At 70.3% G+C, this 26,708-nt stretch carries 11 protein-coding genes; 9 read left to right on the top strand and 2 right to left on the bottom strand.

Annotated features, from left to right (window positions below; all coding sequences use genetic code 11):
• From KGQ19_RS32925 to KGQ19_RS32900, 6 genes are all read left to right on the top strand, one after another.
• Nucleotides 1-1,823, top strand: a 1,823-nt coding sequence (locus KGQ19_RS32925) for a non-ribosomal peptide synthetase (RefSeq protein WP_212016550.1), incomplete at its 5' end; no start/stop codon positions are given.
• Nucleotides 1,820-3,238: a condensation domain-containing protein gene (locus KGQ19_RS32920; protein ID WP_212016548.1), complete on the top strand. Its 1,419-nt coding sequence runs from the start codon at nt 1,820-1,822 to the stop codon at nt 3,236-3,238. The genes KGQ19_RS32925 and KGQ19_RS32920, both read left to right, overlap by 4 nt.
• Entirely contained in the window at nt 3,235-7,842 is a 4,608-nt protein-coding gene (locus KGQ19_RS32915) for a non-ribosomal peptide synthetase (protein WP_212016546.1), read from the top strand. The genes KGQ19_RS32920 and KGQ19_RS32915 overlap by 4 nt, the downstream gene beginning before the upstream one ends.
• Nucleotides 7,839-8,174 carry a phosphopantetheine-binding protein gene (locus KGQ19_RS32910; protein WP_212016544.1) on the top strand — a complete coding sequence of 112 codons (336 nt, stop codon included), beginning with the start codon at nt 7,839-7,841 and terminating at the stop codon, nt 8,172-8,174. The genes KGQ19_RS32915 and KGQ19_RS32910 overlap by 4 nt, the downstream gene beginning before the upstream one ends.
• Before the next feature lies 1 nt (nt 8,175).
• On the top strand, nt 8,176-15,465 hold the full coding sequence (locus tag KGQ19_RS32905) for a non-ribosomal peptide synthetase (protein WP_212016542.1): 7,290 nt from the start codon (nt 8,176-8,178) through the stop codon (nt 15,463-15,465).
• Nucleotides 15,466-15,493: 28 nt separating this feature from the next.
• Nucleotides 15,494-19,351, top strand: a complete 3,858-nt coding sequence (locus KGQ19_RS32900; protein WP_212016540.1) for a non-ribosomal peptide synthetase — start codon at nt 15,494-15,496, stop codon at nt 19,349-19,351.
• Nucleotides 19,352-19,365: 14 nt separating this feature from the next.
• Here KGQ19_RS32900 and KGQ19_RS32895 read toward each other — a convergent pair whose 3' ends face one another.
• Nucleotides 19,366-20,238, bottom strand: a complete 873-nt coding sequence (locus tag KGQ19_RS32895) for a MerR family transcriptional regulator (RefSeq protein WP_212016538.1) — start codon at nt 20,236-20,238, stop codon at nt 19,366-19,368.
• Nucleotides 20,239-20,367: 129 nt separating this feature from the next.
• On the opposite strand from KGQ19_RS32895, the gene KGQ19_RS32890 reads away from it, so the two are divergent.
• Nucleotides 20,368-21,414 (top strand): hypothetical protein, encoded by a 1,047-nt coding sequence (locus KGQ19_RS32890; protein WP_212016536.1) that lies wholly within the window; start codon nt 20,368-20,370, stop codon nt 21,412-21,414.
• A gap of 53 nt (nt 21,415-21,467) precedes the next feature.
• The gene (locus KGQ19_RS32885) at nt 21,468-22,538 is read left to right on the top strand and encodes a quinone oxidoreductase family protein (protein WP_212016534.1); all 1,071 of its coding nucleotides are present in this window, start codon (nt 21,468-21,470) and stop codon (nt 22,536-22,538) included.
• Between the two features lie 187 nt (nt 22,539-22,725).
• Here the strand turns inward: KGQ19_RS32885 and KGQ19_RS32880 are convergent, their stop codons facing one another.
• Complete coding sequence (locus KGQ19_RS32880) at nt 22,726-22,929, bottom strand: hypothetical protein (protein WP_212016532.1); 204 nt, start codon at nt 22,927-22,929, stop codon at nt 22,726-22,728.
• Nucleotides 22,930-23,157: 228 nt separating this feature from the next.
• On the opposite strand from KGQ19_RS32880, the gene KGQ19_RS32875 reads away from it, so the two are divergent.
• Entirely contained in the window at nt 23,158-25,986 is a 2,829-nt protein-coding gene (locus KGQ19_RS32875; RefSeq protein ID WP_212016530.1) for an AfsR/SARP family transcriptional regulator, read from the top strand.
• The last annotated feature ends 722 nt before the right edge of the window (nt 25,987-26,708 follow it).

Raw genomic sequence — 26,708 nt, 5'->3', positions numbered from 1 at the left:
CATCCCCGGTGTCCCCGGCGGCCCAGGCGCCTGCTCCGAGCGACGACTCCTGGACCTTCCTGCGGCACTTCGACGAAGTCGTCCGCCGCGATCCCGGTGCGGTCGCGCTGGCCGCCGGCGGCCGGCACCTGACCTATGCCGACCTCCGGTCCGAGGTGGACCGGCTGGCCCACGCGCTGATCGGAGCCGGGATCGGCACCGAGACCATCGTCGGCATCCACCTGGAGCGCGGCATCCACCAGGTGGTCGCGACGCTGGCCGTGATGCGGGCCGGGGGAGCGTTCCTGCCCCTGGAGCCGAGCTATCCGGCCGAGCGCCTGGGCTTCATGGTGGCGGATTCCGCACCGGCGGTGATCATCACATCCTCCGGCCTGGCCGACAGGCTGCCCGAGCTTCCGGCCGGCACCGCGGTGCTGACCGTCGAGGAACTCGGTGCGACGGCCGGATCCGCCGATCCCGGCCCGATCCCGGCCGGCGCCGACGGCCACGCGGACCAGCTCGCCTACGTGATCTACACCTCCGGCTCCTCGGGCCGCCCGAAGGGCGCCGGCATCCCGCACCGCGGCCTGCGCGACATCCTCCGGGCCGTTGACGACGTGCTCGCCCTCGGCCCGCAGGACCGGGTGCTGCGGTTCGCGTCGTTCAGTTTCGACGCCTCGGTGCTGGAGCTGCTGATGGCCTTCGGCTGCGGCGCGTCGCTGCACGTGGCGCCCGCGGACCTGGCCGACCTGGCCGGCTTCCTGCGCACCGAGCGCGTCACGGCCCTGCTGCTGCCGCCGTCCAGCCTGGCGGCGCTGGTCGCCGACGACGCCGAGCTGCCCGACCTGCGGACCGTCACGGTCGGCGGCGAGGCCTGCCCGCCGGCGCTGGCCGCCCGCTGGGCGCCGGGCCGGAGGTTCTTCAACCTCTACGGCCCCACCGAAGCGACCATCGTGACGACCGCGCACCAGGTGACCGAGCCCGACGGCACACCGATCCCGATCGGGCAGGCGCTGCCCGGGGTTCCGGTGCGGATCCTGGACGACGGACTGCGTCCGGTGCCGGTCGGAGTCCCCGGCGAACTCTACGTCGCAGGGCCCGTAGTCACCCGCGGCTACCTCGGCCGCCCCGGCCTGACCTCCGAACGCTTCGTCCCGGACCCCGATCCCGCCGCCGGGACCGAAGGCGGCCGGCTCTACCGCACCGGCGACCTGGTCCGCCGCAACGAGCGGGGCACCATCGACTTCCTGGGCCGGGTCGACGGCCAGGTCAAGGTGCGCGGCTTCCGGATCGAGCCGGGCGAGATCGAGAAGACCCTCGCCGGGCACCCGGACGTCCGCGAGGCCGCGGCCATCGTGCGCGAGGACACCCCCGGCGCGCAGGAGATCGTCGGGTACGTCGTCCCGACTGCCGGCCACGAGGCCGATCCTGCCGAACTGCGCGAGTTCTGCGCCCGGGCCCTGCCCGCCTACATGGTCCCCGCGCACGTCGTCGTCCTCGCCGCGCTGCCGGCCAGCGGGGCCGGAAAGCTCGACCGGCGCGCGCTGCCGGCTCCGGACCGCGACGCCGGCCGCGAGAGCGTCCCGGAGGCCGAGCCGCTGGGGCCGCTGGAGGAAGCCATCGCCGAGATCTGGTCCGAAGTGCTGCACAGCACGGTGATCGGCCGCGACGACGACTTCTTCGATCTGGGCGGCAACTCGCTCAGCGCCACCCAGGTCACTATCCGGCTGCGCCGCGACTTCGACCTCGACCTGCCGGTGCGGACCCTGTTTGACCACGCCGAGCTCGGCGAGTTCGTCTGCGCGGTCCGCGACGCCGCGGCCGCGCAGGGGGTCGGTGGATGAGTGCCCTGACGTCGCTGGACGAGCGGCTGCTGGCCGCGCGGGCCGGGAGCCGCCGGGCCCAGGGCCCGCCTCGGCTCGGGCCCGCGCCCGCAGCGGTGCCGCTGTCCGCGGCGCAGCGCGCGATGGCGCGGGCCGAGGCCGACGGCGGCGGGGTGACGCACTTCGTGCTGGCCTACCGGATCCGCGGCCTGCTCGACACCGGGGCGCTGGAGCGGGCGATCACCGAGCTGCACCGGCGGCACGCGATCCTGCGCACGGTCTTCCCGGACGGAGCCGGTCATGACGGGGAGCGTGACAGGCAGCAGATGGTCCTGGCCGCCGGCGAGGTGCCGATCCAGCACCACAGCTTCACCGGCACTGCGGATCCGTATGCGGCAGCCCGGAACCACGTGCTGGAGGTCACGCGCCATTCGTACTCTCCGCGTTCGCAGCCGCCGGTCCGCTGGTGGCTGCTGGAGGTCGGCGAGCACGACCACATCCTGGTGCTGTGGCTGCACCACCTGCTCGCCGACGCGGCCTCGGAGCGGATCCTCGAAGAGGACCTGGCTGTGCTGTATCAGGCCTTTGTGACGGGGACTGAACCAGCCGGCCGGTCCTCGACGCCGGTGCAGTACGCCGACTTCGTGCTCTGGGAACAGCGGCAGGAGGCCGCCGGTGGCTACGAAGCGAATCGGGCCTACTGGCGCAGCACCCTGAAGCAGTACCCGTCCGAACTCGCGCTCCCGTTTGACCGCGCACCTTACGGATCCGCCTCGTATAGCGGCGCGACACTGTGTGAGCCCATCCCGGCCGATCTCGTCGAGCGCGTCCGCGCACTCGCCCGATCCGAGCGGGCGTCGGAGTTCATGGTCCACCTGACCGCCTACGCGCTCCAGCTGCGGGACCTCGGCGGCGTCGGCCGGATGGTGCTCGGCACGCCGATGTCCGGCCGGGGGCGCCCCGAACTGGAACGCGTCGTCGGCCTGCTCGCCGACCTGGTCCCGCTACCGATCGACGTCTCCGGCGAGCTGTCGTTCCGGTCCGCGCTGGACCAGGTCCGGGGTGCCGTCCTGGACGCCATGGCCTATCAGGACGTCCCCTTCGACCTCGTCGCGGCCGACCAGTCGCTCCCTACGCCGATCGGCCGCCGTGCCCTGATCCAGAGCGCTTGTTACCACTACGAACCCGCCGGCGATCCGGTCGCCTGGCCGCCGGAACTCCGGGTGGACCGCGAGCAGCTCTTCACCCCGGTGTCGTCTCTGGACCTGTCCCTCGCCGTCGAGACCGATAGCGGCACGACCCGCTGCCTGTGGGAGTACCGCCGCGACCTGTTCGACGCCGCGACCATCTCCGGACTGCACGAGCGCCACCTCACCCTGCTGGCCCGAGCGACGGAGTCCCCTGACGCCGTCCCGCAAACAGGAGACCCCCGGTGACCGAGTCGCTCACCTCCCGCCCGCCGACGCCCAAGTCGGCCCCGGCGACGGCGCTGGACCTCGCCCTGCTGGCCCGGCAGGGCGCCGCCGAGCGGCCCGACCCCCGGGCCCGCCGGACCGCGCCGGACGCGGAGGCGCCGCTGTCCTGCGGCCAGGAGCGCATGTGGCTCGTTGAGCAGATGGCGCAGCAGACCGGCGTCAGCAACTACACCTTCCTAGCCCGGCTGCGAGGCCGCCTGGACCTGCCGGCGCTGGAGCGCGCCGTCAGCGAGATCCAGCGCCGGCACGAGATCCTGCGCACGGTCTTCGCGATCCGCGACGGCGTGCCGGTGCAGCGCGTGACCCCCGCGCGTCCGGTCTCGCTGCCGCCCCGGGACCTGAGCGGCTACCGCCCCGAGCGCTGGGAACGGGCCCGGCGGGTGGCCCGGGAGATCGGCGGCCGGCGCTACCGGCTGACCGAGGAACCGGCGGTCCGCTGGGAGCTGCTCCGCCTCGACGCCGACGAGCACGTCCTGGTGCTCGGACTGCACCACGCGGTCGCGGACGCGTGGTCGGAGGCACTGATCCGCCGCGAGCTGTCGGCCTTGTACGGGGCCTTCCACACCGGTCGGCCCTCGCCGCTTCCCGAACCGGAGTCCCAGTACGCCGACTACGCGACCCGGCAGCGCCGGCAGCTCGCCGACGGCGAGTTCGACCAGCGGCTCGCCGCCCTGACCCAGCGCCTGACCGGCGCCCCGGTCGGGCTGGCGCTGCCCGGCGGCGCGGCGTCGCGGGCAGGGGAGGGTACGCGGGGCGAGACTGAGATCAAGGATCTGGACACCACGCTGATCACCGCCGCGGGCGAAGTCGCGGCGGCCGAGAACGTGTCCTTGTTCATGGTGCTGCTCGCGGCCTTCGCGATCGTGCTCGCGCGCGGCGGCGGGCAGGACGACATCGTGATCGGGATCCCGGTCGCCGGCCGGCTGCGGCTCGAGCTGGAGAACCTGATCGGGTTCTTCGTCAACACCATCGCGCTGCGCCTGGACCTGTCCGGCGATCCCACCTTCCGGGAACTGCTGGCCCGGGTGCGGGACGTCGCCCTGGACGCCTACGCGGACCAGGACGTGCCGTTCGAACGCGTCGTCGAGCAGCTGCGGCCGGCCCGCGAACCGGGCCGCCAGCCGGTGGTGCAGGCGCTGTTCCAGCTCATCAACACGCCGGAGGAGACGCTGGAGCTGCCGGGCCTGGACGCCTCCTGGGAGCAGCTATTCGACCCCTCGTCCTCCCTGGACCTCTCGGTGTCGCTCCAGCCCTCGGCCGACGGCCTCACCGGCTTCTGGTCGTTCCGCACGGCGATGCTGGAGACCGGGGCCGTGCGGCGGATGCAGGGCCACTTCGAGAACGTGCTGCGCACGGCGCTGGCGGACCCCGGGACCCGCATCGGCGACATCGACCTCGTCGGTGCCCGGGAGCGGCAGCTGCTGACGGCTTGGGGGACCGGACCGGCCAACGTCGGCGGGGATCTGGTCCACGAGCAGTTCCGGGCGCAGGCACGCCGGACCCCGGATGCCGTGGCCGTGACCGCGGACGGAGTCAGCACCACCTACCGCCGACTCAACGAGCTGTCAGACCGGCTCGCGGGGCACCTGCGTGCAGCGGGCCTGGGCCCCGGTGGCCTGGCGGGCGTGTTCCTGCCCCGTGGTCTGGACGCGATGGTCGCGATCCTCGCGGTCCTGAAGGCAGGCGGCGGCTACCTGCCGCTCGACACCGGCTACCCGGCCGAGCGCATCGCCCTGATGCTGGAAGACGCGGCACCGGTCCTGGTCGTCACCGACGCGGCGTTCGCCGACGCGCTGCCGCCGACCGCGGCGCGCCCGGTACTCGTCGGCGACGCCTACCTCGATCTGCGCGCGGATCCCGTCATCCATCTCAGCGCTCTGGCACCGGACCCCGAGGACATCGCCTACGTCATCTACACCTCCGGCTCGACCGGCCGCCCGAAAGGCACGGCGGTCACCCATCGCAGCCTGATCCACCACCTGGCCTGGACCCGCGAGGGCTTCGTGCAGGAGGGCCGGCACGGCACCCTGGTCCACTCCTCGCTCGGCTTCGACTTCACGGTGACCCCGCTGTTCCTGTCGCTGCTCAGCGGCAAGGAGACGGTGATGGTCACCGAGCAGGACACGATCAGCGCCCTGGCCGAGGAACTCCTGCGCACGGACCGCGACTACAGCTGGATCAAACTCACGCCGACGCACCTGGACGCGCTCCGCTTCCACCTGCCCGCCGGCGCGCGGATCACGTCCGTCCGGACCATCGTCGCCGGCGGCGAGGCGCTGCGCCGCGAGGCCGTGCTGGCCTGGCGCGCGCTGGCTCCCGGCATCCGCGTCATCAACGAGTACGGGCCCACCGAGACCACCGTCGGCGTCGTCGTCCACCCTTACGCCCCGGCCGACCTCGGCGAGGCGGTCCCGATCGGCAAGCCGGTGCGTTCCAGCACCGCCTACGTCCTGGACTCCAAGGGCCGGCCCGCGCCGATCGGGGTGGTCGGTGAGCTGTTCATCGGCGGCGACGTCCTGGCCCGCGGCTACCTGGGCCGGCCGGGCCTGACCGCGCAGCGCTTCGTGCCCGACCCTTTCGCGGCCGGGCCCGGCGCGCGGATGTACCGGACCGGCGACCTCGCACGCTGGCGCGAGGACGGCGAACTGGACTTCCTGGGCCGCATCGACGACCAGGTCAAGATCCGCGGCCACCGGGTCGAACTCGGCGAGATCGAGGCGGCGCTCGTCGCGCATCCCGGGGTTCTGGAGGCGGTCGCGACCGTGCGGGAGCGCGACGGGGAGAAGACCGTCGTCGCGTACTGGGTACCGGACAGCGCGATATCAGAGCCCGCCGACCCGGCGGCTCTGCGCTCCTTCCTGCGCGGACGGCTGCCCGACTACATGCTGCCGGCGGCCTTCCACCAACTCGCCGAGATCCCCAGCAACGCGCACGGAAAGGCCGACCGCTCCCGGCTCCCGGAGGTGTCGGCCGGTCGCGCCGACTGGTCCGGTCCCTACGCGCAGCCGCGCACCGTGGCCGAGCGTGTGGTCACCGAGGTCTGGGCTGAAGTCCTAGGCCTGGACCGGGTCGGCGTCACCGACGACTTCTTCGTGCTCGGCGGCGACTCGCTGTCGGCGGCCCGGATGGCGGCGGTCCTCGCGATCCGGACCCCGGGCGCCGACGTCGCCACCGTGCTGCGCGCCGTCTTTCGTGAGCCGACTCCGGCCTCAATGGCCGCGGAGCTCGACTCGGCCTCCACCCAGGTGAGCGGGCCGGTGCGCACCGTGCGAACGGATTGGCTGCCGTTGTCCAGCGGACAGCGGAGCATGTGGTTCCACGAGCAGCTGGTCGCGGGGAGCACCCAGTATCTGTCCCCGATCGTGCTGCGGCTGAGCGGCCGGCTCGACGTCGAGCTGCTTCGTGCCTCGGTGGAACGGATAGTCGCAAGGCACGAAGTGCTGCGCACCGGCATCCGCAAGCGCGACGGCGAACCGGTGGGGATCCCGCTGTCCCCGACGCTGCTCCGCTTCGCCGTCGAGGAGGCGCCGCCGGGTGCCGATCCGGCCGTGGCCGCCGACGAACTGATCGCCGAGGAACTCGCGACCCCGTTCGTCGTCCGCAAGGAACTACCGGTGCGGGCCCGTCTGCTGCGGACCGGGCCGGACGAGTGGCTGTTCGTCCTCAGCTTCCATCACGCCGCCACGGACGCGGCCTCCAAGCGGGTCGTCCTCGACGAACTCGCGACCGGCTATCGTGCGGCACTCGCCGGAACCGAGCCCGAGCTGCCCGAGCTGCGGTTCCAGTACGCCGACTACGCGGCCTGGTCCAACAGCCGGATCGCCGACAGCACGCTGGAACCGGACGTCGCCTTCTGGCGTGAGCAGCTGGCCGGCCTGTCCGTGGCCGATCTGCCCTTTGACCACGCATGCGGTCCGGACCGGTCGGCGGCCATGCTCACCGGCACGGTCGATGCCGCGACCTGCCAGGCCCTGCGCGCCGTCGCGGCCCGCGAGGGAGCGACGTACTTCATGGTCCTGACCGCTGCCTTCCGCCTGGTGCTCGCCGGCTGGAGCGGCGAGGAGGACCTGGCGATCGGCACCCCCGTGTCGGTACGGGCCGCGGCCGGCGCCGAGGGCCTGGTCGGGCTGTTCGTCAACACCGTCGTGCTGCGGGCCCGCTGCGAGCCCGGCACGTCGTTCGCCGAGCTGGTCCGCGCCGAGAAGACCACGGCCGCCGAGGCATATGCCCACCAGGAGGTCCCCTTCGACCTGCTGGTGCGCGAACTCCGGCCGCCCCGCCCGCGCCACCGCAATCCGCTGTTCCAAGTCGTCCACGCGCACGCCGAGGCCCGCGGGCCGCTGCCCGAGCTGCCGGGGCTGCGCGCCGAGCCGGTCGCGCTGGAGCTCCGCGAAACGGCCTTCGACTTGTCCCTGGAGACCGAGACGACGCCCGCCGGCACGCTCGAGTCGACGTTCATCTACCCGCGCGCGGCGTTCGCCCCGGAGACGGTCGCGGACCTGGCCGAGCGGTGGGTCACCCTTCTTACCGAGATCGCCGCCACGAACGGAGAGCGACTGTCATGACCGAGCTGATCGAGACCACTGTCACCGCTGACGTTGCCACTGCCACTGCTACCGCTGCCGCCACCGCCGTGGCCGTGCAGGCCGGCCCCGCCGTGCTGGCCGAACTGGCCGCCGCGGTCTGGAGCGACGTGCTGGCTGTCGACCCGCCGGCGGCGGACGCCGACTTCTTCGAGCTCGGCGGGCACTCGCTGGCGGCCGTGAAGATCCTGAGCCGTATCGAGGCCGAGTACGACGTCGAACTCCCCGTGATCCTGCTTTTCGAGTACCCGGTCTTCGCCGAGTTCGTCGAGGCCGTCCGCGAGGCCCTCGCGGACCTCGAGGAGGTGGCCTGAGATGACCGCGGTCGACTCGCGGCCCGCGGTGCGCGCGGCCCGGCGCCGGAACCCGGTGCTTCCCGGCCGGGGTTCGGGGGTGGTGTCGTTCGGGCAGCGTCGGGTGTGGTTCCTGGATCGGTTGAACGAGGGCAGTCCGGAGTTCAATGTCGTCTTCGGGTGGCGTTTCTCGGGGGCGTTGGATGTCGGGGCTTTGCGTGGTGCGGTTGACGGTGTTGTCGGTCGGCATGAGGCTTTGCGGACTCGGCTGGTGGAGGTTGATGGGGAACCGGTTGGTGTGGTCGGTCCGGTGGCGGGTGCCGTGGATTGGTGTGAGCAGGATCTGCGGAGCGCCGTTGCCGTTGCCGTTGCCGCCGCCGTTGCCGGTGGCGATGTCGATGTCGACGCGGCGGTGGCCGAGGTCATCAGCGCCGAGTCGGTGATTCCGGTCGATGTGTCGCAGGGTCCAGTGCTCAGGGTTCGGGTGTTGCGGGTTGTCGGCGATGAGTGGGTGGTGCTGTTCGTCGTGCATCACGCGGTCTTCGACGGTTGGTCGGCGGGGGTGTTCGTCAGAGAGCTGTCGGAGTTCTACGCCGGTGCCGTGTCCGGGCGTGGTGCGAGTCTCGCGGACTTGCCGGTGCAGTATGGCGATTTCGCTGCGTGGCAGCGGGATTTGATGGCGGGCGAGCGGTTCGGGAAGTCGGTGGACTTCTGGCGCCGTCGATTGACCGGCTTGACCCCGGTCGAGTTGCCGTCTGACTTCACTCGTGGTGGGTCGCGGTCGTGGTCCGGGGGTTCGGTGCGGTTCCGCGTGCCGGAGTCGGTGGTTTCCGGCCTCCGTGGGCTGGCCGGTTCGGAGCGGTCGACGTTGTTCATGGCGGCGTTGGCCGGGTTCGACGTGTTGGTGTCGCGCTGGGCCGGGGTCGAGGACGTGGCCGTCGGCTCACCGGTGGCGGGTCGCGGCGTGATGGAGCTGGAGCCGCTGATCGGCTTGTTCTTCAACGCGGTCGTGCTCCGTACCGAGGTACCGCGCGCCGCCACCTTCCGCGACGTGCTGCGCAACGTGCGGCGCACGGTGCTCGACATGTACGCGCACCAGGACGTGCCGTTCGAGAAGTTGGTGGAGGAGCTGCGGCCGGCGCGGGAGTTGGGGCGCACGCCGTTGTTCCAAGTGTGGTTCGAGATGGACAACACACCTGAGTCGACGGTGGATCTTCCCGGCGTTACGGCGCAGGAGCTGGAAGTACCGTTGGTCGCCGCGAAGTTCGACGTGAGTGTGTCGCTGGCTGAGCGGGATGGTGCGCTGGAAGGTGCTTTGGTGTTCCGGCGGGATTTGTTCACCGAGGAGACCGGGCAGCGGTTGGCGGCGGCGTTTGTCGGGATTTTGGAGCAGGTGGCTGCGGATCCGGATGTGGCGATCGCTGATCTGGCGCTGATGTCGGAGGCTGAGCGCAGGCAGGTTGTGGAGGTCTACAACGACACCGCGGTTGTGCTGCCGTCCTTCTCGGTTCCGCAGCGGATTGCTGCGCAGGCGCTGGCGGCGCCGGAGGCGGTGGGTGTGGTTGGGCCGGATGGCCGGGAGTTCACGTTCGCGGAGTTGGATGCGCGGGCGAATCAGGTGGCTGCGTTTCTGCTGGCGTCGGGTGTGGGTGCGGAGTCGGTGGTGGGTGTGTGTCTGGATCGGGGGTTTGATCTGGTCGCGACGCTTGTGGGGGTGTTGCGGTCGGGTGCGGCGTATGTTCCGCTGGATCCGGGTTTCCCGGTGGAGCGGTGTGAGTACGTGCTCGGTGATACGGCTGCCAAGATCGTGTTGACTCAGGAGAGTCTGGTCGGGTTGTTCTCCGGGTTCGTCGGGCGGGTTGTGGCGGTGGATGTCGCTGATGGTCCGATTGATCGGATGCCGGATTCTGATCCGGGGGTGGATATCGACCCGGGTTCTTTGGCCTATGTCATTTACACGTCTGGTTCGACCGGTCGGCCTAAGGGTGTGATGGTCGAGCATCAGGCGCTGGCGAACTTTGTGCAGTGGTGTGTCGATGGCTATGCCTATCGCGCCGATGGTGGTGCTCCGCTTTTCTCGTCGCTGGCGTTCGATGCGGTGGTGCCCAATCTCTACACGCCGCTTGTTTTGGGTCAGCGTGTGCATGTGTTCGGCCAGGACTTGGATTTGTCCTCGCTGGGCGAGGAGCTGGTGCGGCGGGGTCCGTTCAGCTTCATCAAGCTCACGCCTTCGCACCTTGAGCTGCTCTCACGCCAGCTTGGCGCGCAGCAGATCGCGGACTTGGCCGGCGTGCTGGTGGTCGGCGCCGAAGCCTTCCCGGCATCCGCACTCCGGTCCTGGCCGTTCGGCGAGACCGAGACGGTCCTGCTGAACGAGTACGGGCCGACTGAGGCGACCGTTGCCAACAGTGTCTATCGCGTGACCGGTCCTGTTGCGACGCAGACGGTGCCGATCGGCAGTCCTATCCCGAACACGACTATGTATGTGCTCGATGAAGCGATGCGTCCGGCGCCGGTCGGTGTGGTCGGCGAAGTGTTCATCGGCGGCGCGTGTGTGGCGCGTGGCTACCACGGTCGTGCCGGTCTGACAGCGCAGCGTTTCGTTCCGGATCCGTTCTCGTCGCTGCCTGGTGCGCGGCTCTACCGGACCGGTGACCGTGGCCGGATGTTGGCCGAGGGTGCCGTCGAGTTCCTGGGCCGGGCCGACGACCAGGTGAAGATCCGCGGCTACCGCATCGAACCCGGCGAGATCGAAGCCGCCCTGACGCGGCACCCCTCCGTCTCGGCCGCGTTCGTCGCGCCGCACATCGTTGACGGCGCCGCGACCGGCCTGATCGGCTACCTCGTGCCGACAGCGGCGGCTGCGGGCATCGACAAGGAGGAGATCCGTTCTCACCTTCAGACCGCGCTGCCTTCCTACCTCCGTCCGCAGTACCTGATCGTGCTGCCGGAGCTGCCGCTGACCCCGCACGGCAAGATCGACCGCGCGGCACTGCCAGCGCCGGAGTTCGCTCCAGCCGCCGAGTGCGAAGCCCCCACTACCGAATGGGAGCAGGCGTTTGCGGAGATCTGGCAGGGCGTGCTCGGCGTCGAGCGCGTCGGCGTCCACGACGACTTCTTCGCCTTGGGCGGCCACTCGCTGCTCGCGGTCCAGCTGCTCTCCCGCATCCGCAGCGCCACGCCGTTCGCCCCTACGCTGCCCGAGCTGTTCGAACACCCCACCATCAGCCGGCTGATCCGCCAGGTTGAACCGGCTGCCGCCGTCGAGCTGCCGGCCCCGCCTTCGGCGTCGGGCCGGGGTTCGGGGGTGGTGTCGTTCGGGCAGCGTCGGGTGTGGTTCCTGGATCGGTTGAATGAGGGCAGTCCGGAGTTCAATGTCGTCTTCGGGTGGTGTTTCTCGGGGGCGTTGGATGTCGGGGCTCTGTGTGGTGCGGTTGACGGTGTTGTCGGTCGGCATGAGGCTTTGCGGACTCGGTTGGTGGAGGTTGATGGGGAACCGGTTGGTGTGGTCGGTCCGGTGGCGGGTGCCGTGGATTGGTGTGAGCAGGATCTGCGGAGCGCCGATACCGATACCGATGCCGATGCCGATGCCGTTGCCGTTGCCGGTGGCGATGTCGATGTCGACGTGGCGGTGGCCGAGGTCATCAGCGCCGAGTCGGTGATTCCGGTCGATGTGTCGCAGGGTCCGTTGCTCAGGGTTCGGGTGTTGCGGGTTGCCGGCGATGAGTGGGTGGTGCTGTTCGTCGTGCATCACGCGGTCTTCGACGGTTGGTCGGCGGGGGTGTTCGTCAGAGAGCTGTCGGAGTTCTACGCCGCAGCGGTATCAGGACACATGGGCGGGCTCGCGGAGTTGCCGCTGCAGTATGTCGACTTCGCGGTCTGGCAGCGCGAGTTGATGGCGGGGCAGCGGTTCACGGAGTCGGTCGGCTTCTGGCGCCGTCGATTGGCCGGCTTGACCCCGGTGGAACTGCCGTCTGACTTCACTCGTGGTGGATCGCGGTCGTGGTCCGGTGGCTCGGTCCGGTTCCACGTCCCGGAGTCGGTGGTTTCCGGCCTCCGTGGGCTGGCCGGTTCGGAGCGGTCGACGTTGTTCATGGCGGCGTTGGCCGGGTTCGACGTGTTGGTGTCGCGGTGGGCCGGGGTCGAGGACGTGGCCGTCGGCTCGCCGGTGGCGGGTCGCGGCACGGTCGAGCTCGAGCGGCTGATCGGTCTGTTCTTCAACGCCGTCGTCATCCGTTCCGGCGTGCCACGGCACGCGTCGTTCCGCGAGGTGCTGTGCGGGGTCCGTTCGTCGGCGCTGGAAGCGTACGAACACCAGGACGTGCCGTTTGAGAAGTTGGTGGAGGAGCTGCGGCCGGCGCGGGAGTTGGGGCGCACGCCGTTGTTCCAAGTGTGGTTCGAGATGGACAACACCCCGGAGTCGACATTCGACCTGCCCGGAGTCTCGGCCGAAGCCCTCGAGATGCCCCGCGAGGTCGCGAAGTTCGACGTGAGTGTGTCGCTGGCTGAGCGGGATGGTGCGCTGGAAGGTGCTTTGGTGTTCCGGCGGGATTTGTTCACCGAGGAGACCGGGCAGCGGTTGGCGGCGGCGTTTGTCGGGATTTTGGAGCAGGTGGCTGCGGATCCGGATGTGGCGATCGCTGATCTGGCGCTGATGTCGGAGGCTGAGCGCAGGCAGGTTGTGGAGGTCTACAACGACACCGCGGTTGTGCTGCCGTCCTTCTCGGTTCCGCAGCGGATCGCTGCGCAGGCGCTGGCGGCGCCGGAGGCGGTGGGTGTGGTTGGGCCGGATGGCCGGGAGTTCACGTTCGCGGAGTTGGATGCGCGGGCGAATCAGGTGGCTGCGTTTCTGCTGGCGTCGGGTGTGGGTGCGGAGTCGGTGGTGGGTGTGTGTCTGGATCGGGGGTTTGATCTGGTCGCGACGCTTGTGGGGGTGTTGCGGTCGGGTGCGGCGTATGTTCCGCTGGATCCGGGTTTCCCGGTGGAGCGGTGTGAGTACGTGCTCGGTGACACGGCTGCCAAGATCGTGTTGACTCAGGAGAGTCTGGTCGGGTTGTTCTACGGGTTCGTCGGGCGGGTTGTGGCGGTGGATGTCGCTGATGGTCCGATTGATCGGATGCCGGATTCTGATCCGGGGGTGGATATCGACCCGGGTTCTTTGGCCTATGTCATTTACACGTCTGGTTCGACCGGTCGGCCTAAGGGTGTGATGGTCGAGCATCAGGCGCTGGCGAACTTTGTGCAGTGGTGTGTCGATGGCTATGCCTATCGGGCCGGTGGTGGTGCTCCGTTGTTCTCGTCGCTGGCGTTCGATGCGGTGGTGCCCAATCTCTATACGCCGCTTGTTTTGGGTCAGCGTGTGCATGTGTTCGGCCAGGACTTGGATTTGTCCTCGCTGGGCGAGGAGCTGGTGCGGCGGGGTCCGTTCAGCTTCATCAAGCTCACGCCTTCGCACCTTGAGCTGCTCTCGCACCAGCTTGGCGCGCAGCAGATCGCGGACCTCGCCGGCGTGCTGGTGGTCGGTGCCGAGGCGTTTCCGGCGTCGGCGCTGAAGACGTGGCCGTTTGGCGAGACCGACACTGTGCTCTTGAACGAGTACGGTCCCACTGAGGCGACCGTTGCCAACAGTGTCTATCGCGTGACCGGTCCTGTTGCGACGCAGACGGTGCCGATCGGCAGCCCTATCCCGAATACCACGATGTATGTGCTCGATGAAGCGATGCGTCCGGCGCCGGTCGGTGTGGTCGGCGAAGTTTTCATCGGCGGCGCGTGTGTGGCGCGTGGCTACCACGGTCGTGCCGGTCTGACCGCGCAGCGTTTCGTTCCGGATCCGTTCTCTTCGCTGCCTGGTGCGCGGCTCTACCGCACTGGTGACCGTGGCCGGATGTTGGCCGAGGGTGCCGTCGAGTTCCTGGGCCGGGCCGACGACCAGGTGAAGATCCGCGGCTACCGCATCGAACCCGGCGAGATCGAAGCCGCGATCACCCGGCATCCGTCAGTCAACGCCGCGCACGTGACACCCCGCTATGACGAGGGCGTAGCGACCGCCCTCATCGCCTATCTGGTCCCCGTGGACCCGGACGCCGGTGTCGATCTCGACGAGATCAGCGCGCATCTTCGTGCTCTCCTACCGCCCTATCTGCGTCCCCAGCACCTGATCGTGCTGCCGGAGCTGCCGCTGACCCCGCACGGCAAGATCGACCGCGCCGCGCTACCGGCACCGGAAGGGGCGTCGGCCGCCACTTATCGGGCTCCTGAGACACCTCTCGAGCGCACGCTCGCGAGCATCTGGCAGGAGGTGCTTGGCGTCGAGCGGGTCGGCGTCCACGACGATTTCTTCGCTCTCGGCGGCCACTCGCTGCTCGCGGTCCAACTGCTCTCCCGCATCCACGGCGCCACGCCGCTGACTCCGACCCTGGCCGACCTGTTCGCGCACGCCACCATCGGCCAACTGATCGACCAGGCCGGGGGAGCGCCCCAGGACGACTCCACGCTCGTCACCCTCCGCAAGCCGGAGCCGGGCGGCCGGATCTTGTTCTGCGTGCATCCCAGCGGTGGCAGCGTGCACTGGTTCCGGCACCTCGCGGCCGTGCTCGACGGTCCCGACGGGCTGCTCGCGTTCCAGGCGCGGGGCATCGACGGCCGCGCCGAACCGTTGACGACGGTCTCGGAGATGGCCGACGCGTACCTCGCCGACCTGCGCCGCGCTCAGCCGGCGGGGCCGTACCACCTGCTCGGCTGGTCGCTCAGCGGCCCGCTGGCGCTGGAGATGGCGGCGCGGCTGGAGCAGGAGGGCGAGACTGTCAGGACCCTGCTCCTGGAGCCCGCGATGCCCGACGCCGGGACCGTGGCGTCGCTACGGCAGTGCGTCGCCGACCACCGGCAGGCCGCCGCGCTGGTCGACCAGCTGGTCGCGGGACGTGCGGCGGGTGATCCGGTGCCGGATGTGCTGGACCGGATCAAGGCCCTGGTGGCGGAGTCGGAGGTCATTGACGAGAGCATCGCGATGCTTCCGGACTCCCGTCCCGTGACCGCGGCCGGCCTGCTCTACGAGGCGTTCTGCGCCGCGCAGGTCCCGGCGGTGCGGAGCCCGGTGACGGTCCTGGTCACGCCGGAGTGCCTGGCAGCCGGCCCCGGCCGGCGTTCGAAGGCCGCGACCACCACGTTCCCGGTCTACGAGCAGACGCTGCGGTCGATGATCCCCGACCTGTCGGTGGCGGAGACCGCGGGGGACCACTTCACGATGCTGGATGAGCGGAACGCGCCGGCGATCATCGGCGTGTTCCGCCGGCTGGCCGGGCCCCGGGCCTGACCTCGGTGGCGACGGGAGGGTGAACGGCGTGTCAGTTCTCGACGAAAGTCCGTTGGTCCGCGACGGCCGGCGGGCCGGGCGCGCGGCCTTGTCGGCTGCGCAGCGGCGGTTGTGGTTCGCGGAGCGCGTCGCCGGGCCCGATCCCGCGCACAACGTCGCCATGGCGTTCGAGCTGGCAGGGACGCTCGACGTCGATGCGCTCACCGCCGCGCTCACCGCCGCGCTCGGCGACGTGCTTGCCCGGCATGAGTCGCTGCGGACGGTGGTGCGGGAGGCGGACGGGGGGCAGTTTCTGCGGGTGGTGGATCCGTGGGAGCTGCGGTTCGTGGTGCGGCGTGCGCGGATCGGGGCCGACGAACTCGGCGCTCGGCTTCGGGCGGTCGCTCAGCACGCGTTCGACCTCGGCGCGGATCTGCCGGTGCGTGCCGAGGTGCTTGAGCTGGGCCCGCGCCGGCACGTGCTGGCGCTGGTGGTGCATCGTATCGCCGCTGATGAGTGGTCGAAGGCCGGGCTGGCGGCCGATCTGGGCGAGGCGTATCGCGCGCGGTGCACTGGCCGAGCTCCGGTGTGGTCGGCGCCGAGGTCGCGGTACGGGGACCTCGCGGCATGGCAGGAGCCTGTTGTGTCCGGCGCCGACACGATCGGCCTGGCCGAGTGGGTCGAACATCTCGCGGGGCTGCCCGAGGAGCTGCGACTCCCGACCGATCGCCGGCGTCCGGCCGATCCCGGTGGCGAGCGCGGCCTGCTGCGGGTCGAGCTACCCGCCGATCTCCGCCCCGGTATCGAGCGGCTTGTCGTCGCGAGCCGGACCAGTGCTTTCATGGTGTTCCACGCGGCCGCCGTCGCGCTTCTGACCCGGCTCGGTGCGGGCTCGGACATCCCCTTGGGCGCGTCGTTCCCGAACCGGCGCTTCGCCGACGCCCTCGTGTTGCGCGTGAACGCGTCCGGCGACCCGACCTTCTCCGAGCTGCTGGACCGGGTCAAAGCCGCCGATCTGCACGCGTTCGCGCACCAGGGTACGCCGTTCGACGCCATCGTCGACGCGGTGAACCATCCCCGGCATCCCGCACGGCATCCGCTCTTCCAGGTGATGATGGCCTTCGAGGACTCCCCGCCTGCCGCCATCGCGTTGGACGGGCTCGAGCTCACCGAGATCCCCGTCGACACCGGCACGGCGCAATGCGATCTCGCGGTTCTCTTGTCGGCCGGCGGGAGCACCGCACGGGTCGAGTACAACGCGGACCTGTTCGACCGGAAGACGGTCGAGCGCTTCCTGGAGCGCTATGCCCTCATCCTCGAATCGGTCGTCGCCGCGCCTGATACGGCACTGTCCCGACTCAATATCCTGACAGAGTCGGAACGTCTGCTGCTGCTTCCGAAGCCCGCGCCGGCGATTTCGACAGCCGCCGGCGTGCCGGGACTGATCCGTGACCAGGTACTGCGCGGGCCCGACGAGATCGCCGTCGAGTTCGAAGGCTCGCTGCTGACGTATCGGGAACTCGACGAGCGCTCCGACCGGCTGGCCCGACTTCTCCAGGCCCGGGGCCTGGGACCGGAATCGGTCGTCGGCGTGGCGTTGCGGCGGTGTCCTGACCTCATCGTCGCGCTCGTGGCGATTCTCAAGGCGGGGGCCGTCTACTTGCCCCTCGATCTGGACCTGCCGCTGTCTCAGCTCGCTGAGGTGGTGCGCGCTGCCCGGCCCGGCGTGATCCTGTCCCAGTCCCGGGTGCTTCCGCGGCTGGCGGCGCTCCAGGCTCCGGTGCTGGATCTGGACGCGACGGAGATGGCTGCGCGGATCTCGACAGGCGCTGCTGATCCCGTCCCGGATGAGTGCCCCGGGGAGTGCCCGGCCTACATCGTCTACACCTCGGGCGCGACCGGCCCGCCGAAGGGCGTCGTGATGACCCGCCGCAGCCTGGCCGCCCTGCTGTTGTGGCATCGGCGCCGGTTCCCGGGCGGTCCGGGGACGCGCGTCGGCCAGTTCGCGGCGCTCGGGTTCGACCTGTCGGTGCACGATACGCTCGGCGCGCTGGTGTGCGGCAAGACGCTCGTACTGCCCCGGGACGAGCAGCGGCGAGCTGGTGAGGCGGCCGTCGCGTGGCTGGACTCCGCGCGGGTCAACGAGCTCTATGGGCCGGCGTCGACGCTGGAGACGCTGCTCGAGGTGGCCGCGGCTCAGGGGCGGGAGCTGCCTTCGCTCACTGATGTGTTTCAGGGCGGCGAGGCGTTTCGGGCGGGGCCGGGGCTGCGGCGGTTGGCGTCGCGGCACGGCGTGAGGGCGCACAATCTGTACGGTCAGGCCGAGACGCGTGTCGTCACCGCTTCGAGCTCTCGCGTCGATCCCGCTGCGGAGCCGGACGCCGTCTGCGTCGGTGATCCTGTCGACGGCGCGGCGTTGTTCGTGCTCGACGACGGGTTCTTGCCGGTGCCTCCGGGCGTCGTCGGCGAGGTCTGCGTCGCCGGGACGTCGGTGGCGCGTGGCTATCTCGGGCAGCCCGGGCTGACCGCCGAGCGGTTCGTGCCTTGCCCGTTCCGGGACGTCGGCGAGCGTATGTATCGCACCGGTGACCTGGCACGGTGGGACCACGAGGGTCGGCTGGAGTTCGTGGGCCGCGCTGATCAGCAGATGTCGATCCGCGGCTTCCGGGTGGCGGCCGGCGAGGTCGAGGCCTGCCTCGAGCGGCATCCGCAGGTTGCTCGGGCTGTGGTGGCACCACGATCTGCGCCGGGCGCCGCCGGACAGGTCCTCGTCGCGTATGTCCTCGCGCGCCGCCCCGGTGAGCTGGACACCGTCGGGGTCCGCGACTTCGCGCGCTGGAACTTGCCGGACCACATGGTCCCCGCGCATGTGGTCGTCGTCCCGGAACTGCCGTGCACGCTCAACGGCAAGCTGGACCGCGCCGCGCTGCCCGCGCCGGTGTCACGCGTGTCCGCGAGCCGCGTACCCAACCCTGCCGTGGCAGCACTCTGCGAAATCTTCAGCGAGGTGCTGGACCTGCCCCGCGTGGACGGCGACGACGACTTCTGCCTCGGCGGGCACCCGCAGTCGGCCGGCCGACTGGTCTGGCGCATTCGGGCCGTCCTGGGCATCGACGTCCCCTTGGACCGCCTCTTCCGCACAGGCACCCCGGCCGGCCTGGCCCGAAGCCTCGACGAACCCGCGCCCCAGGACTGGCTGGACGTCCTCGTCCCCCTCCGCTCGGCCGGCACCGGCGAACCGGTGTTCTGCATCCACCCCGAGGGCGGCCTCGGCTGGTGCTACACGGCGCTTCTCCCATACCTGGCCCCGGACCGCCCGGTGTACGCGATCCAGGCCCGCGGCATCGGCCGCTCCGTCACCCGCCCGACGAGCATCGAGGCCATGGCCGCGGACTACGTGTCGCACATTCGCCGCCACCAGCCGACCGGCCCTTACCACCTTCTTGGCTGGTCCTTCGGCGCGGTCACCGCCCACGCCATGGCCGCGCAGCTTGGGCAGGCAGGCGATGTCGCACGGCTCGCGCTCCTGGAGCCCGGTCAGGAGCCTGATGCCACTGCCACTGCCACTGCCACTGCCACTGCCGCGGCCCCTGCCCCCGCCCCGCGTCTCGAAGGCGCAGCGGCATGGGACCTCGCCAGCCGCTCCCTCGGCCGCTGCGACCGTGAATCCGTAGCCGCCACCGGCATGATCGAGGTCCTGAACACCAACAGGCGCCTGCTCACCATCCACCAGCCGCAGACCTTCACCGGCGACGCGACCCTCTTCACCGCACGCCAAGCCCACCCCTGGGCACCCCCCATTCTCGGCACCCTGACACACCATCCAGTAGCCGCCGCCCCAGGTCACCTTCTCCCGCAGGGGGCCGCGGACATCGGCCGAATCCTCGCCGCAACCTGGGACCGCTGACGATCGCCTGCCGACTATGACTGCGTCGGCGACTGTTGAGGCTGCGGCCCGTTGGGGTGGGTCCAGGCCGCTGCCCCGGTGCTGAAGATCGGCCAGCAGATCTCGGTCCGCCACGCGTTCTCCTCGGCGGTGTCCTCTCGGCCGACCAGGTAGTACTCGCGGATCGGGCCGTCCACCTGGAGTGCGTGGTCTGCGACGTAGGCGGCCAGTGCCCCGTAGGCCCGGTCGAGGTCGGCGGGTGAGCCGGGGTGCATGATGACCGCGAGTTCGGCGGCGGGCACGATCGCGGGCTGGACCCGGCCCAGCGGCTGGATCTCGGCTGCCGTCGGGATGAAGAGCGTGGCCTGCCCGCGCTCGTCCGCCCACAGTTCCCCGGCGTAGGTCCCGCCTGCCGGGCCGGCCGGGCGGATGCCGCGCGCCTCGAGGGTGGCGTGCAGTTCGCTGAACGCGCCCAGGTACCAGGGCACCAGCTCGGCCATCGTGATGGTGGCGGTGATGGCCGCCGCCGTCGTCGCCGGGACCCGGCGGTGGGTGACCGGGGCGGCGGCCGACGGGTGGGCGAGCAGGTCGCGCAGTGACGCGACCGCGGATTGGGTGCGGGCCAGGTTCTGCTCCAGGCTCGCCAGGTGGGCGGCGATGAGCTCGTTGCGCGCGGCCAGGTCGGAGGTCTCCAGTACGGCATGGATCCGCTCCAGCGGCATGTCCAGGTCCCGGAAGCGGCGGATGACCTGGGCCGTAGGGATCTGGTCGGTGGTGTAGCGCCGGTACCCGGTGCTCGCGTCGATGTCGGCCGGCACCAGGAGCCCGACGCGGTGGTAGTGGCGCAACGTCTTAATGCTCAGGTGGGTGGCGCGGGAGAGGTCACCGATGGAAAGCGCGGCTGGCATTCGCCCAGTATGGACGCTCCCCTAAGGGGAGGGTCCAGGCCGGCACGCCCTGTTGACCCTCCCTTTGTGGCACCGCCGAGCGTGGAGGCAGCCGGCCGACAGGGCCGCCCGATCCGAAGGAACCCACCAATGACGCACCCGACACAGCACGCGACCACCAGACGGACGCTGCTCCGCACCGGGGCGGCGGCCGGAGCGGCCGCGGCTCTCGGCGCTGCCGGCGTGTTCACGGCCGGCACCGCGGTCGCGGCCGGAACGAGCAGCCCCGCCGGTACGGCAGGCGGCACGGCAGGCGGCACGGCAGGGCTGCCCTACCCACCCGCCGTCGTGGATACCTCGCACTGCACTGCCGAGGTCGCCGAACTCCTGCGCGGCTTCTTCGCGGCAAAGAGCCGGCACGACGTCCCCCGGGTCATGTCCTACTTCTCCCGGGCGAACACCGTGTACATCGACGCCAACCTCGGCACCGCCTTGATGAGCTGGCAGCAGGTGAACGACCTGTTCACCGCGTACTTCCCGAAGGTGCCGGCCACCGCGTTGTCGTATCCGGTGCGGATCGTCGGCGACATGCGAAGCGCCGCCGTCGAGTTCGTGGACACCCCGCCGTTCTTCGGTGCGGAACTGCGTGCCCTTTCCCCGATCGTCTTCGACGGCCAGGGCAAGATCACCCGATGGGTGGACTACTGGGACGGCCGCGGTGCCCTGACTCCTCCCACCGTCATCGGCGGCGCCTACCCCACTGATTTCAAGGATTCCGAGCAGAACGCTCATCCGGCCGTTGTCGAGGCCGCCAGGGCGTTGCAAGCGGCGTTCGCGGCGGGGGACGCGGCAGCGGCCGTCGGGCTGATGTCCGCCGACGTCGTCATCGAGGACCTGTCCGCGCACACCCGGGTCTGCGGTCGCCTCCAGGCCCAGCGCTACTACGCCCGGGCGCTCGGCCGGCTCCCGTATGGCATCGGTGCCGCGGTGCTGCACACCGAGGGCGGCCGTCGTGGCGGCGGCTACGAGTGGTCGGCCGCCCCCGGCGCCGCCCCGCTGCGCCGGGGACACACCTGCATCGAACTCGACAACGCCGGCAAGGTCAGTCGGCTGACCGTCATCTATGACGCCAACCAGCTGAGCTATCCCGCGTACCAGTCTCAGGTCGGGCTCGCCGCGGAGGCTCCGCTGTCCTGAGGGCAGGCGGCTCGAACAACCCCACCACCCGAACAGCAACGAAAGGATCTGACATGAATACCCTGACATCGAACACCCTGACATCGTCCGAGGGCCCAGTGGCGCCGCAGATGGACGCCGTCGTGATGGAAGCCGGCGGGCCGCCGGCGCAGTCGCTGGCCCACCGTTCGGTTTCGGTGCCGGAACCGGGCCTCGGGGAGGTGCTCGTCGAGGTGCACGCCGCCGCGGTCAACCCGCTCGACATCGCCAACGCCGCAGGCCTGCTGGGCAGTCCGCTGCCGATGATCCCGGGCGGTGATTTCGCCGGGGTCGTCGTCTCCGACGGCGCCCACCAGGGCGAGGAAGTGTGGGGCTCCGGGCCGGCGCTGGGAATGGCGGTGGGGGAGAAGCGGCCGGGCACGCATGCGCGCTTCGTCGTCCTTCCCGAGACGTGGCTCTCCCGCAAGCCCGAGTGCCTGACGATGACCGAGGCCGCCGCCGTCGGCCGATCCCATTTCACGGCCTGGCAGGCGCTGATCAACAGCCTGGAGCTCCAGCCCGGCGAGACGGTCCTGATCACCGGCGGCTCCGGACTGGTCGGCCAGGCCGCGACCGCGATCGCCCGCTGGCGCGGCGCGGAACCGATCGTGGTCGGTCGGCGCCGGCCCGCCGGTGTCGAGCACTTCATCGACATCAGCTCGACCGGCGCCGGCTCGACCGATCTCAACCCGACCGACATCAACCCGACCGACATCCGCGAGGCGGTGCTCGACCTCACCGACGGGCGCGGCGCCGACACGGCCCTGGACACCGTCGGCGGCGCGTTGTCCGAACCCGCTATTCGCAGCCTCCGGTCCGGAGGCCGGATGGCCATGATCGCCGCCGGCGCCCCCGACCGACAGGCGAGCGTCCCCGTCAGTGAGATCATCAGCCGTCAGCTGCACCTCACCGGGCTGGCCACCGTGTTCCTGGACGGTGCCGACGTCGCGCACATCTTCGACCAGCTGCGGCCGCTGTTCGAGCGCGGCTTCCTCGTCCCCCCGGCGGCGAAGACGTGGCCGCTGGACGACGCCGTCCAGGCATACCAGGCGGTGCTGGACGGGTCGGCCGGGATCAAGCAGGTCCTGCTTCCCGCCGTCGGCTGAGCACTGGCTGGTTCACGGTTCACGGTTCGCGTTCACGGTTCACGTTCACGGTTCGCGCAGCAGACGTTGTGGCGCGGCGCCCCCGGCTGGTCAACCGGGGGCGCCGCGTTGCTTCTGGGGGGACCGAAGACTTGAAGCACGTCGCCTGGCACTTAGGCGTCAGAGGCATCAGAGGCGTCGGTCCGGCTCAGGACGTCGGCAGGGCGTCTTCCTTGGCGCGCAGATACTGCTCGGCGGCTATCCGTGCGACGACACCGTGCTCCCAGCACAGCCGACAGGCCACGCGTACTTGTGAGTCGTCGCCGAGGACCCGTCCGGTGCCGGCGCAGGCCGGGCAGGTGACGATAAGCGGCTTCATCGGGGTCTGGTTCGGGTTCTCGTTCACTCTCATCAGGGTTCTCTTCTCCTCATCACTGTCGGCCTGGCCTGCATCGCGGGCGGCACCGACCAGCGCTTTCAGAGTGCGCGTCCAGGATGCGAATCCGAGCGCAACCATCGCGCAATCCGGATGGAAGCCCGTGCCGCAACGATCCGGTGAAAAGCACGCGCAGAAGCACACAACGGCGTCTACTCGAACGGAGAGACTGCTCGCGGGGATCGCGATGCTTCAGGGGGAGCGATGACGGAGTTCCGGCTACTGGGAGACATGCAGGCCTGGCACGCTGACCAGCAGTTGGAGCTGGGCGGCCACCAGCAGAAGTGCGTTCTGGCCGTGCTGCTGCTGCACCCGCGCCAGGCGGTGCCGACGAAGCGGATCGTGGCCTACGCCTGGCCCCCGGACCCCCCGAGCACCGCCGAGAAGCTGGTCGCCGGCTATATCGCCAGGCTTCGCAAGATCCTGGAACCGGCGGGCGGCATCAGCTTGCGAAGCCGACCGCCCGGCTACGTCGCCGAGGTGGACCCCGAACTGGTCGACGCCCACCGGTTCACCGCCCTGATCCGCCAGGCCCGCGCCGATCACGAGGCCGCCGACGACGAGCAGGCCGAGGCACACCTGCGCCGCGCCCTGGGCATGTGGCGCGGCATCCCTCTGGCCGACCTGGACAGTCCATGGCTTCGCGACCCTGGCCTGGCCCTGGAACAGAGCCGCCTGGACGCCTTGGAGGAACTCGCCGAGATCGACCTGCGCGCAGACCGCGTCCGCGAGACGATCGCCATGCTGCGCGGCCCACACGCCGACCATCCCGAACGCGAACGTCTCGCCGCCCTCCTGGTCCGCGCCTTGCACGCCGCCGGCGAACCGGCCCAAGCGGCCCAGACGGCTGCCGCGGCCGTCCGCTCGGTGCGCGCGCTGGGTTTGGAACCCGGCCGTGTGCTGCGCCAAGCCCAACAGGACGCCTTGACCAATCAGGCCCCGGGCAGACAAGCCCGGTCGGTCCAGGGCCGTCATCAGCTACCGACGCCGACCCGGGCGTTCACCGGACGTGCCGAGGAACTCCAGCGCCTCACCGACACGGCCCGGGCCGTATCCGAAGGATCGGTCGGAACAGTGGTGATCACCGCGATCGACGGGATGGGCGGCATCGGCAAGACGTCGCTCGCCCTGCGCGCGGCACACGACATCGTCGACCGCTTCCCGGACGGACAACTCTTCATCGACCTGCGGGGATACACCGACGGCCTCGCCCCGCTCACCGCCGACCAAGCGCTCCACTCGGTCCTGAGCTCCCTCGGCGTACCGCCCCAGCGCATTCCCGCGGATCCTCAGGCGCGTGCCGCGTTCTACCGGGACCGTCTCGCCGGAACCAGAACATTGATCATCCTGGACAACGCTCTCAACACCGCCCAGGTCAAACCCCTGCTCCCAAGCTCCGCCGGTTGCCTCGTGGTGATAACCAGCCGCGGGCGGCTGACCGGATTGGACGACGCCGAGAACCTTCCGCTGGACGTGCTGACCGAAGCGGACGCGACCGCGCTGTTCCACAAGATCGCCGGACCGGGCCGACTGCCCGCCGACGATCCCATGCTGCCCGAGGTCCTCGCCCTGTGCGGCTTCCTGCCGCTGGCCATCAGGATCATCGCCGCCCGCCTGCGCCACCGCCGAGCCCTGCGGACAGACCACCTCGTGCGACAACTTCGCGACGAACACGGCCGCCTGGGCCACCTCCAGGACGACGATCGCAGCCTGGCCGCCGCGTTCGAGCTGTCCTTTCGCCACCTCCCGGCCGCGGAGCAGAACTTGTTCCGGCACCTGGGGCTGGTTCCGGGTCCCGACTTCGACACCTACGCCGCCGCGAACCTCGCCGACACCGACCTGGACAGCGTCGAGCGACTTCTGGACTCCCTGCTCGATCAGAATCTGCTCGTCCAGCGCGCCCCGGGCCGCTACCGATTCCACGACCTCGTGCGCCTCTACGCGCGATCGCTTGTCCCCGTGCCCGCCGACGACACTCTCGCCGCGCTACCGGAGGGTGGAAGCAACGCAACCACCGGATCACTTGAGCGACCACTGGAGCGACTCCTCGGCTACTACGTTCACACAGCGCACGCCGCGGACGAGCTGGTGAACCCACGCCGCGTGGCAGTGGACATCGGCGTGCCGGAAGCGGGCTACCTCGCTCCCTCACCGTTCGACTTGACCGCGGCGCTCGCGTGGTTCGACGCCGAATATGCCGGCCTCCTCGCCGCGCAACAGGCCGCGGCGGTTCGCGGCTGGCATTCCGCCGTGTGGCGACTGGCCTGGATGATGAACAACTTCCAGCTACGCAGAGGCTACCTCCGAGACCAGGTCACTTGTTGGCAGGTCGCAGTGGCGGCCGTCGAGCGGCTGGGCGACCCCAGTCTGCTGTCACCGTCCCACCGGTTGCTGGGTATGGCCCACGCCCGCGTGGGCGCTCACACCGAGGCCCTCGGCCATTTGGAACAGGCCCTCGACTTCGCAGGCCGCCATGGCGACGTCGATCACGAGGCCCGCGCTCACAACGCACTCGTCGTGGTGTGGTCGGAGAAGGGAGACGATGAGCGGGCATTGACCCACGCCACGCAGGCTCTGCGCTTGTACCAGGCCCTCGGCGAATCGCGCCTGGTAGCGACCGCCCTCAACGCGGTCGGATGGTGCGCTCTTCGGCTCGGGCGCTATGACGAAGCCCGCGCAGCCTCCGAGCAGGCGTTGGTCATGTGCGTGGAGAGCGGCGACCGCCACGGCGAGTCGGCGAACCTGGATACCCTGGGCTCAGTCGCCCAGGGCCTCGGCGAGCACCGGCGCGCGCTCGACTACTTCAGCCGGGCACAGGTCTTGACCCACGAACTAGGCAACACCTACCAAGAAGCCGGCGTCCTCGACCGGCTCGCCCAGGCGCACGCAGCCCTCGGCCGAAGCAGCGAGGCCCGCAGCGCATGGCGACAGGCCCTGTCCCTCTATCAATCCCAACACAGGCGTGCCGATGCCGACCGTGTCGAAAGCCGACTCGCAGCCCTTGATGATGGAGTCGAGGAGAGGCCGACCTGAACCGCACCGGGATCGCGCCGCACTCTGATGTGCCCCGGGTTTGATCGTGTCGGGACGGTTGGTTCTAGTGCTGTATCAGGCAACGATTGCCCGGGAGTTTCCGCGAGGTGGTTCGCGACGTGGTTTGCGACGTGGTTTGCGACGTGGTTTGCGACGTGCCGGTCGGCGGGCGGGATTCGTTGGCGGTGGAGTTTGCTGGGGGCTGGAGTTTGTGGGGCGGGTTGCGGTTGGTCTGTGGGTTTCAAAGCTTTTTACGGCCTTCGGTCATAGTTGTGCCGGTTCGGGGTTCGGGGTGGTGGGTGTGTTTGTCGGCTGCCGGTTCGCGCGTTCACAATCCCGCCGCACCTCAGGCCTCTTCAACTCCGGCAAGTCAGAGCACGAGCAAAGGCCAGATCAAGAGCCACAAGCAAGGTCAAGGTCAAGGGCTGTGGTGAAGGGCCGGGCCTCCGGCGGGCCTCGGCAACCTCAGGGAAACTAGCGCGGTTCCCTCGGGTGGCTGGGTGAGTCTCAGCGGTGGCGGTTTGTGGGGTGGTGCGGTCCGTTCCCCTCGGTCGCGTCGTCAGCCCGGGGGGTACAGCACCGGTGTCCGGGGGTCAAGTCCGCGCGCGGCGGACATGCAGGTAGGCGGCGGTTTCGTACGGCGCGAACTTGACCCCCGGCCACCGGCACTGTAGGCGAAGCCCTGCCGACGCGACCGAGGGGAACGAACCGAAAACCAGCCG

The sequence above is a fragment of the Catenulispora pinistramenti genome (assembly GCF_018274385.1).
Lineage (GTDB): Bacteria > Actinomycetota > Actinomycetes > Streptomycetales > Catenulisporaceae > Catenulispora > Catenulispora pinistramenti.
Note: the sequence above shows the minus strand (reverse complement) of the source record. Positions and strands in the feature narration are given on the sequence as shown.

Coding starts and splice junctions, on each gene's coding strand:
- KGQ19_RS32895 (WP_212016538.1), bottom strand. CDS start 20,238: ATGCCAGCCGCGCTTTCCATCGGTGACCTCTCCCGCGCCACCCACCTG.
- KGQ19_RS32905 (WP_212016542.1), top strand. CDS start 8,176: ATGACCGCGGTCGACTCGCGGCCCGCGGTGCGCGCGGCCCGGCGCCGG.
- KGQ19_RS32885 (WP_212016534.1), top strand. CDS start 21,468: ATGAATACCCTGACATCGAACACCCTGACATCGTCCGAGGGCCCAGTG.
- KGQ19_RS32880 (WP_212016532.1), bottom strand. CDS start 22,929: ATGAGAGTGAACGAGAACCCGAACCAGACCCCGATGAAGCCGCTTATC.
- KGQ19_RS32910 (WP_212016544.1), top strand. CDS start 7,839: ATGACCGAGCTGATCGAGACCACTGTCACCGCTGACGTTGCCACTGCC.
- KGQ19_RS32890 (WP_212016536.1), top strand. CDS start 20,368: ATGACGCACCCGACACAGCACGCGACCACCAGACGGACGCTGCTCCGC.
- KGQ19_RS32875 (WP_212016530.1), top strand. CDS start 23,158: ATGACGGAGTTCCGGCTACTGGGAGACATGCAGGCCTGGCACGCTGAC.
- KGQ19_RS32920 (WP_212016548.1), top strand. CDS start 1,820: ATGAGTGCCCTGACGTCGCTGGACGAGCGGCTGCTGGCCGCGCGGGCC.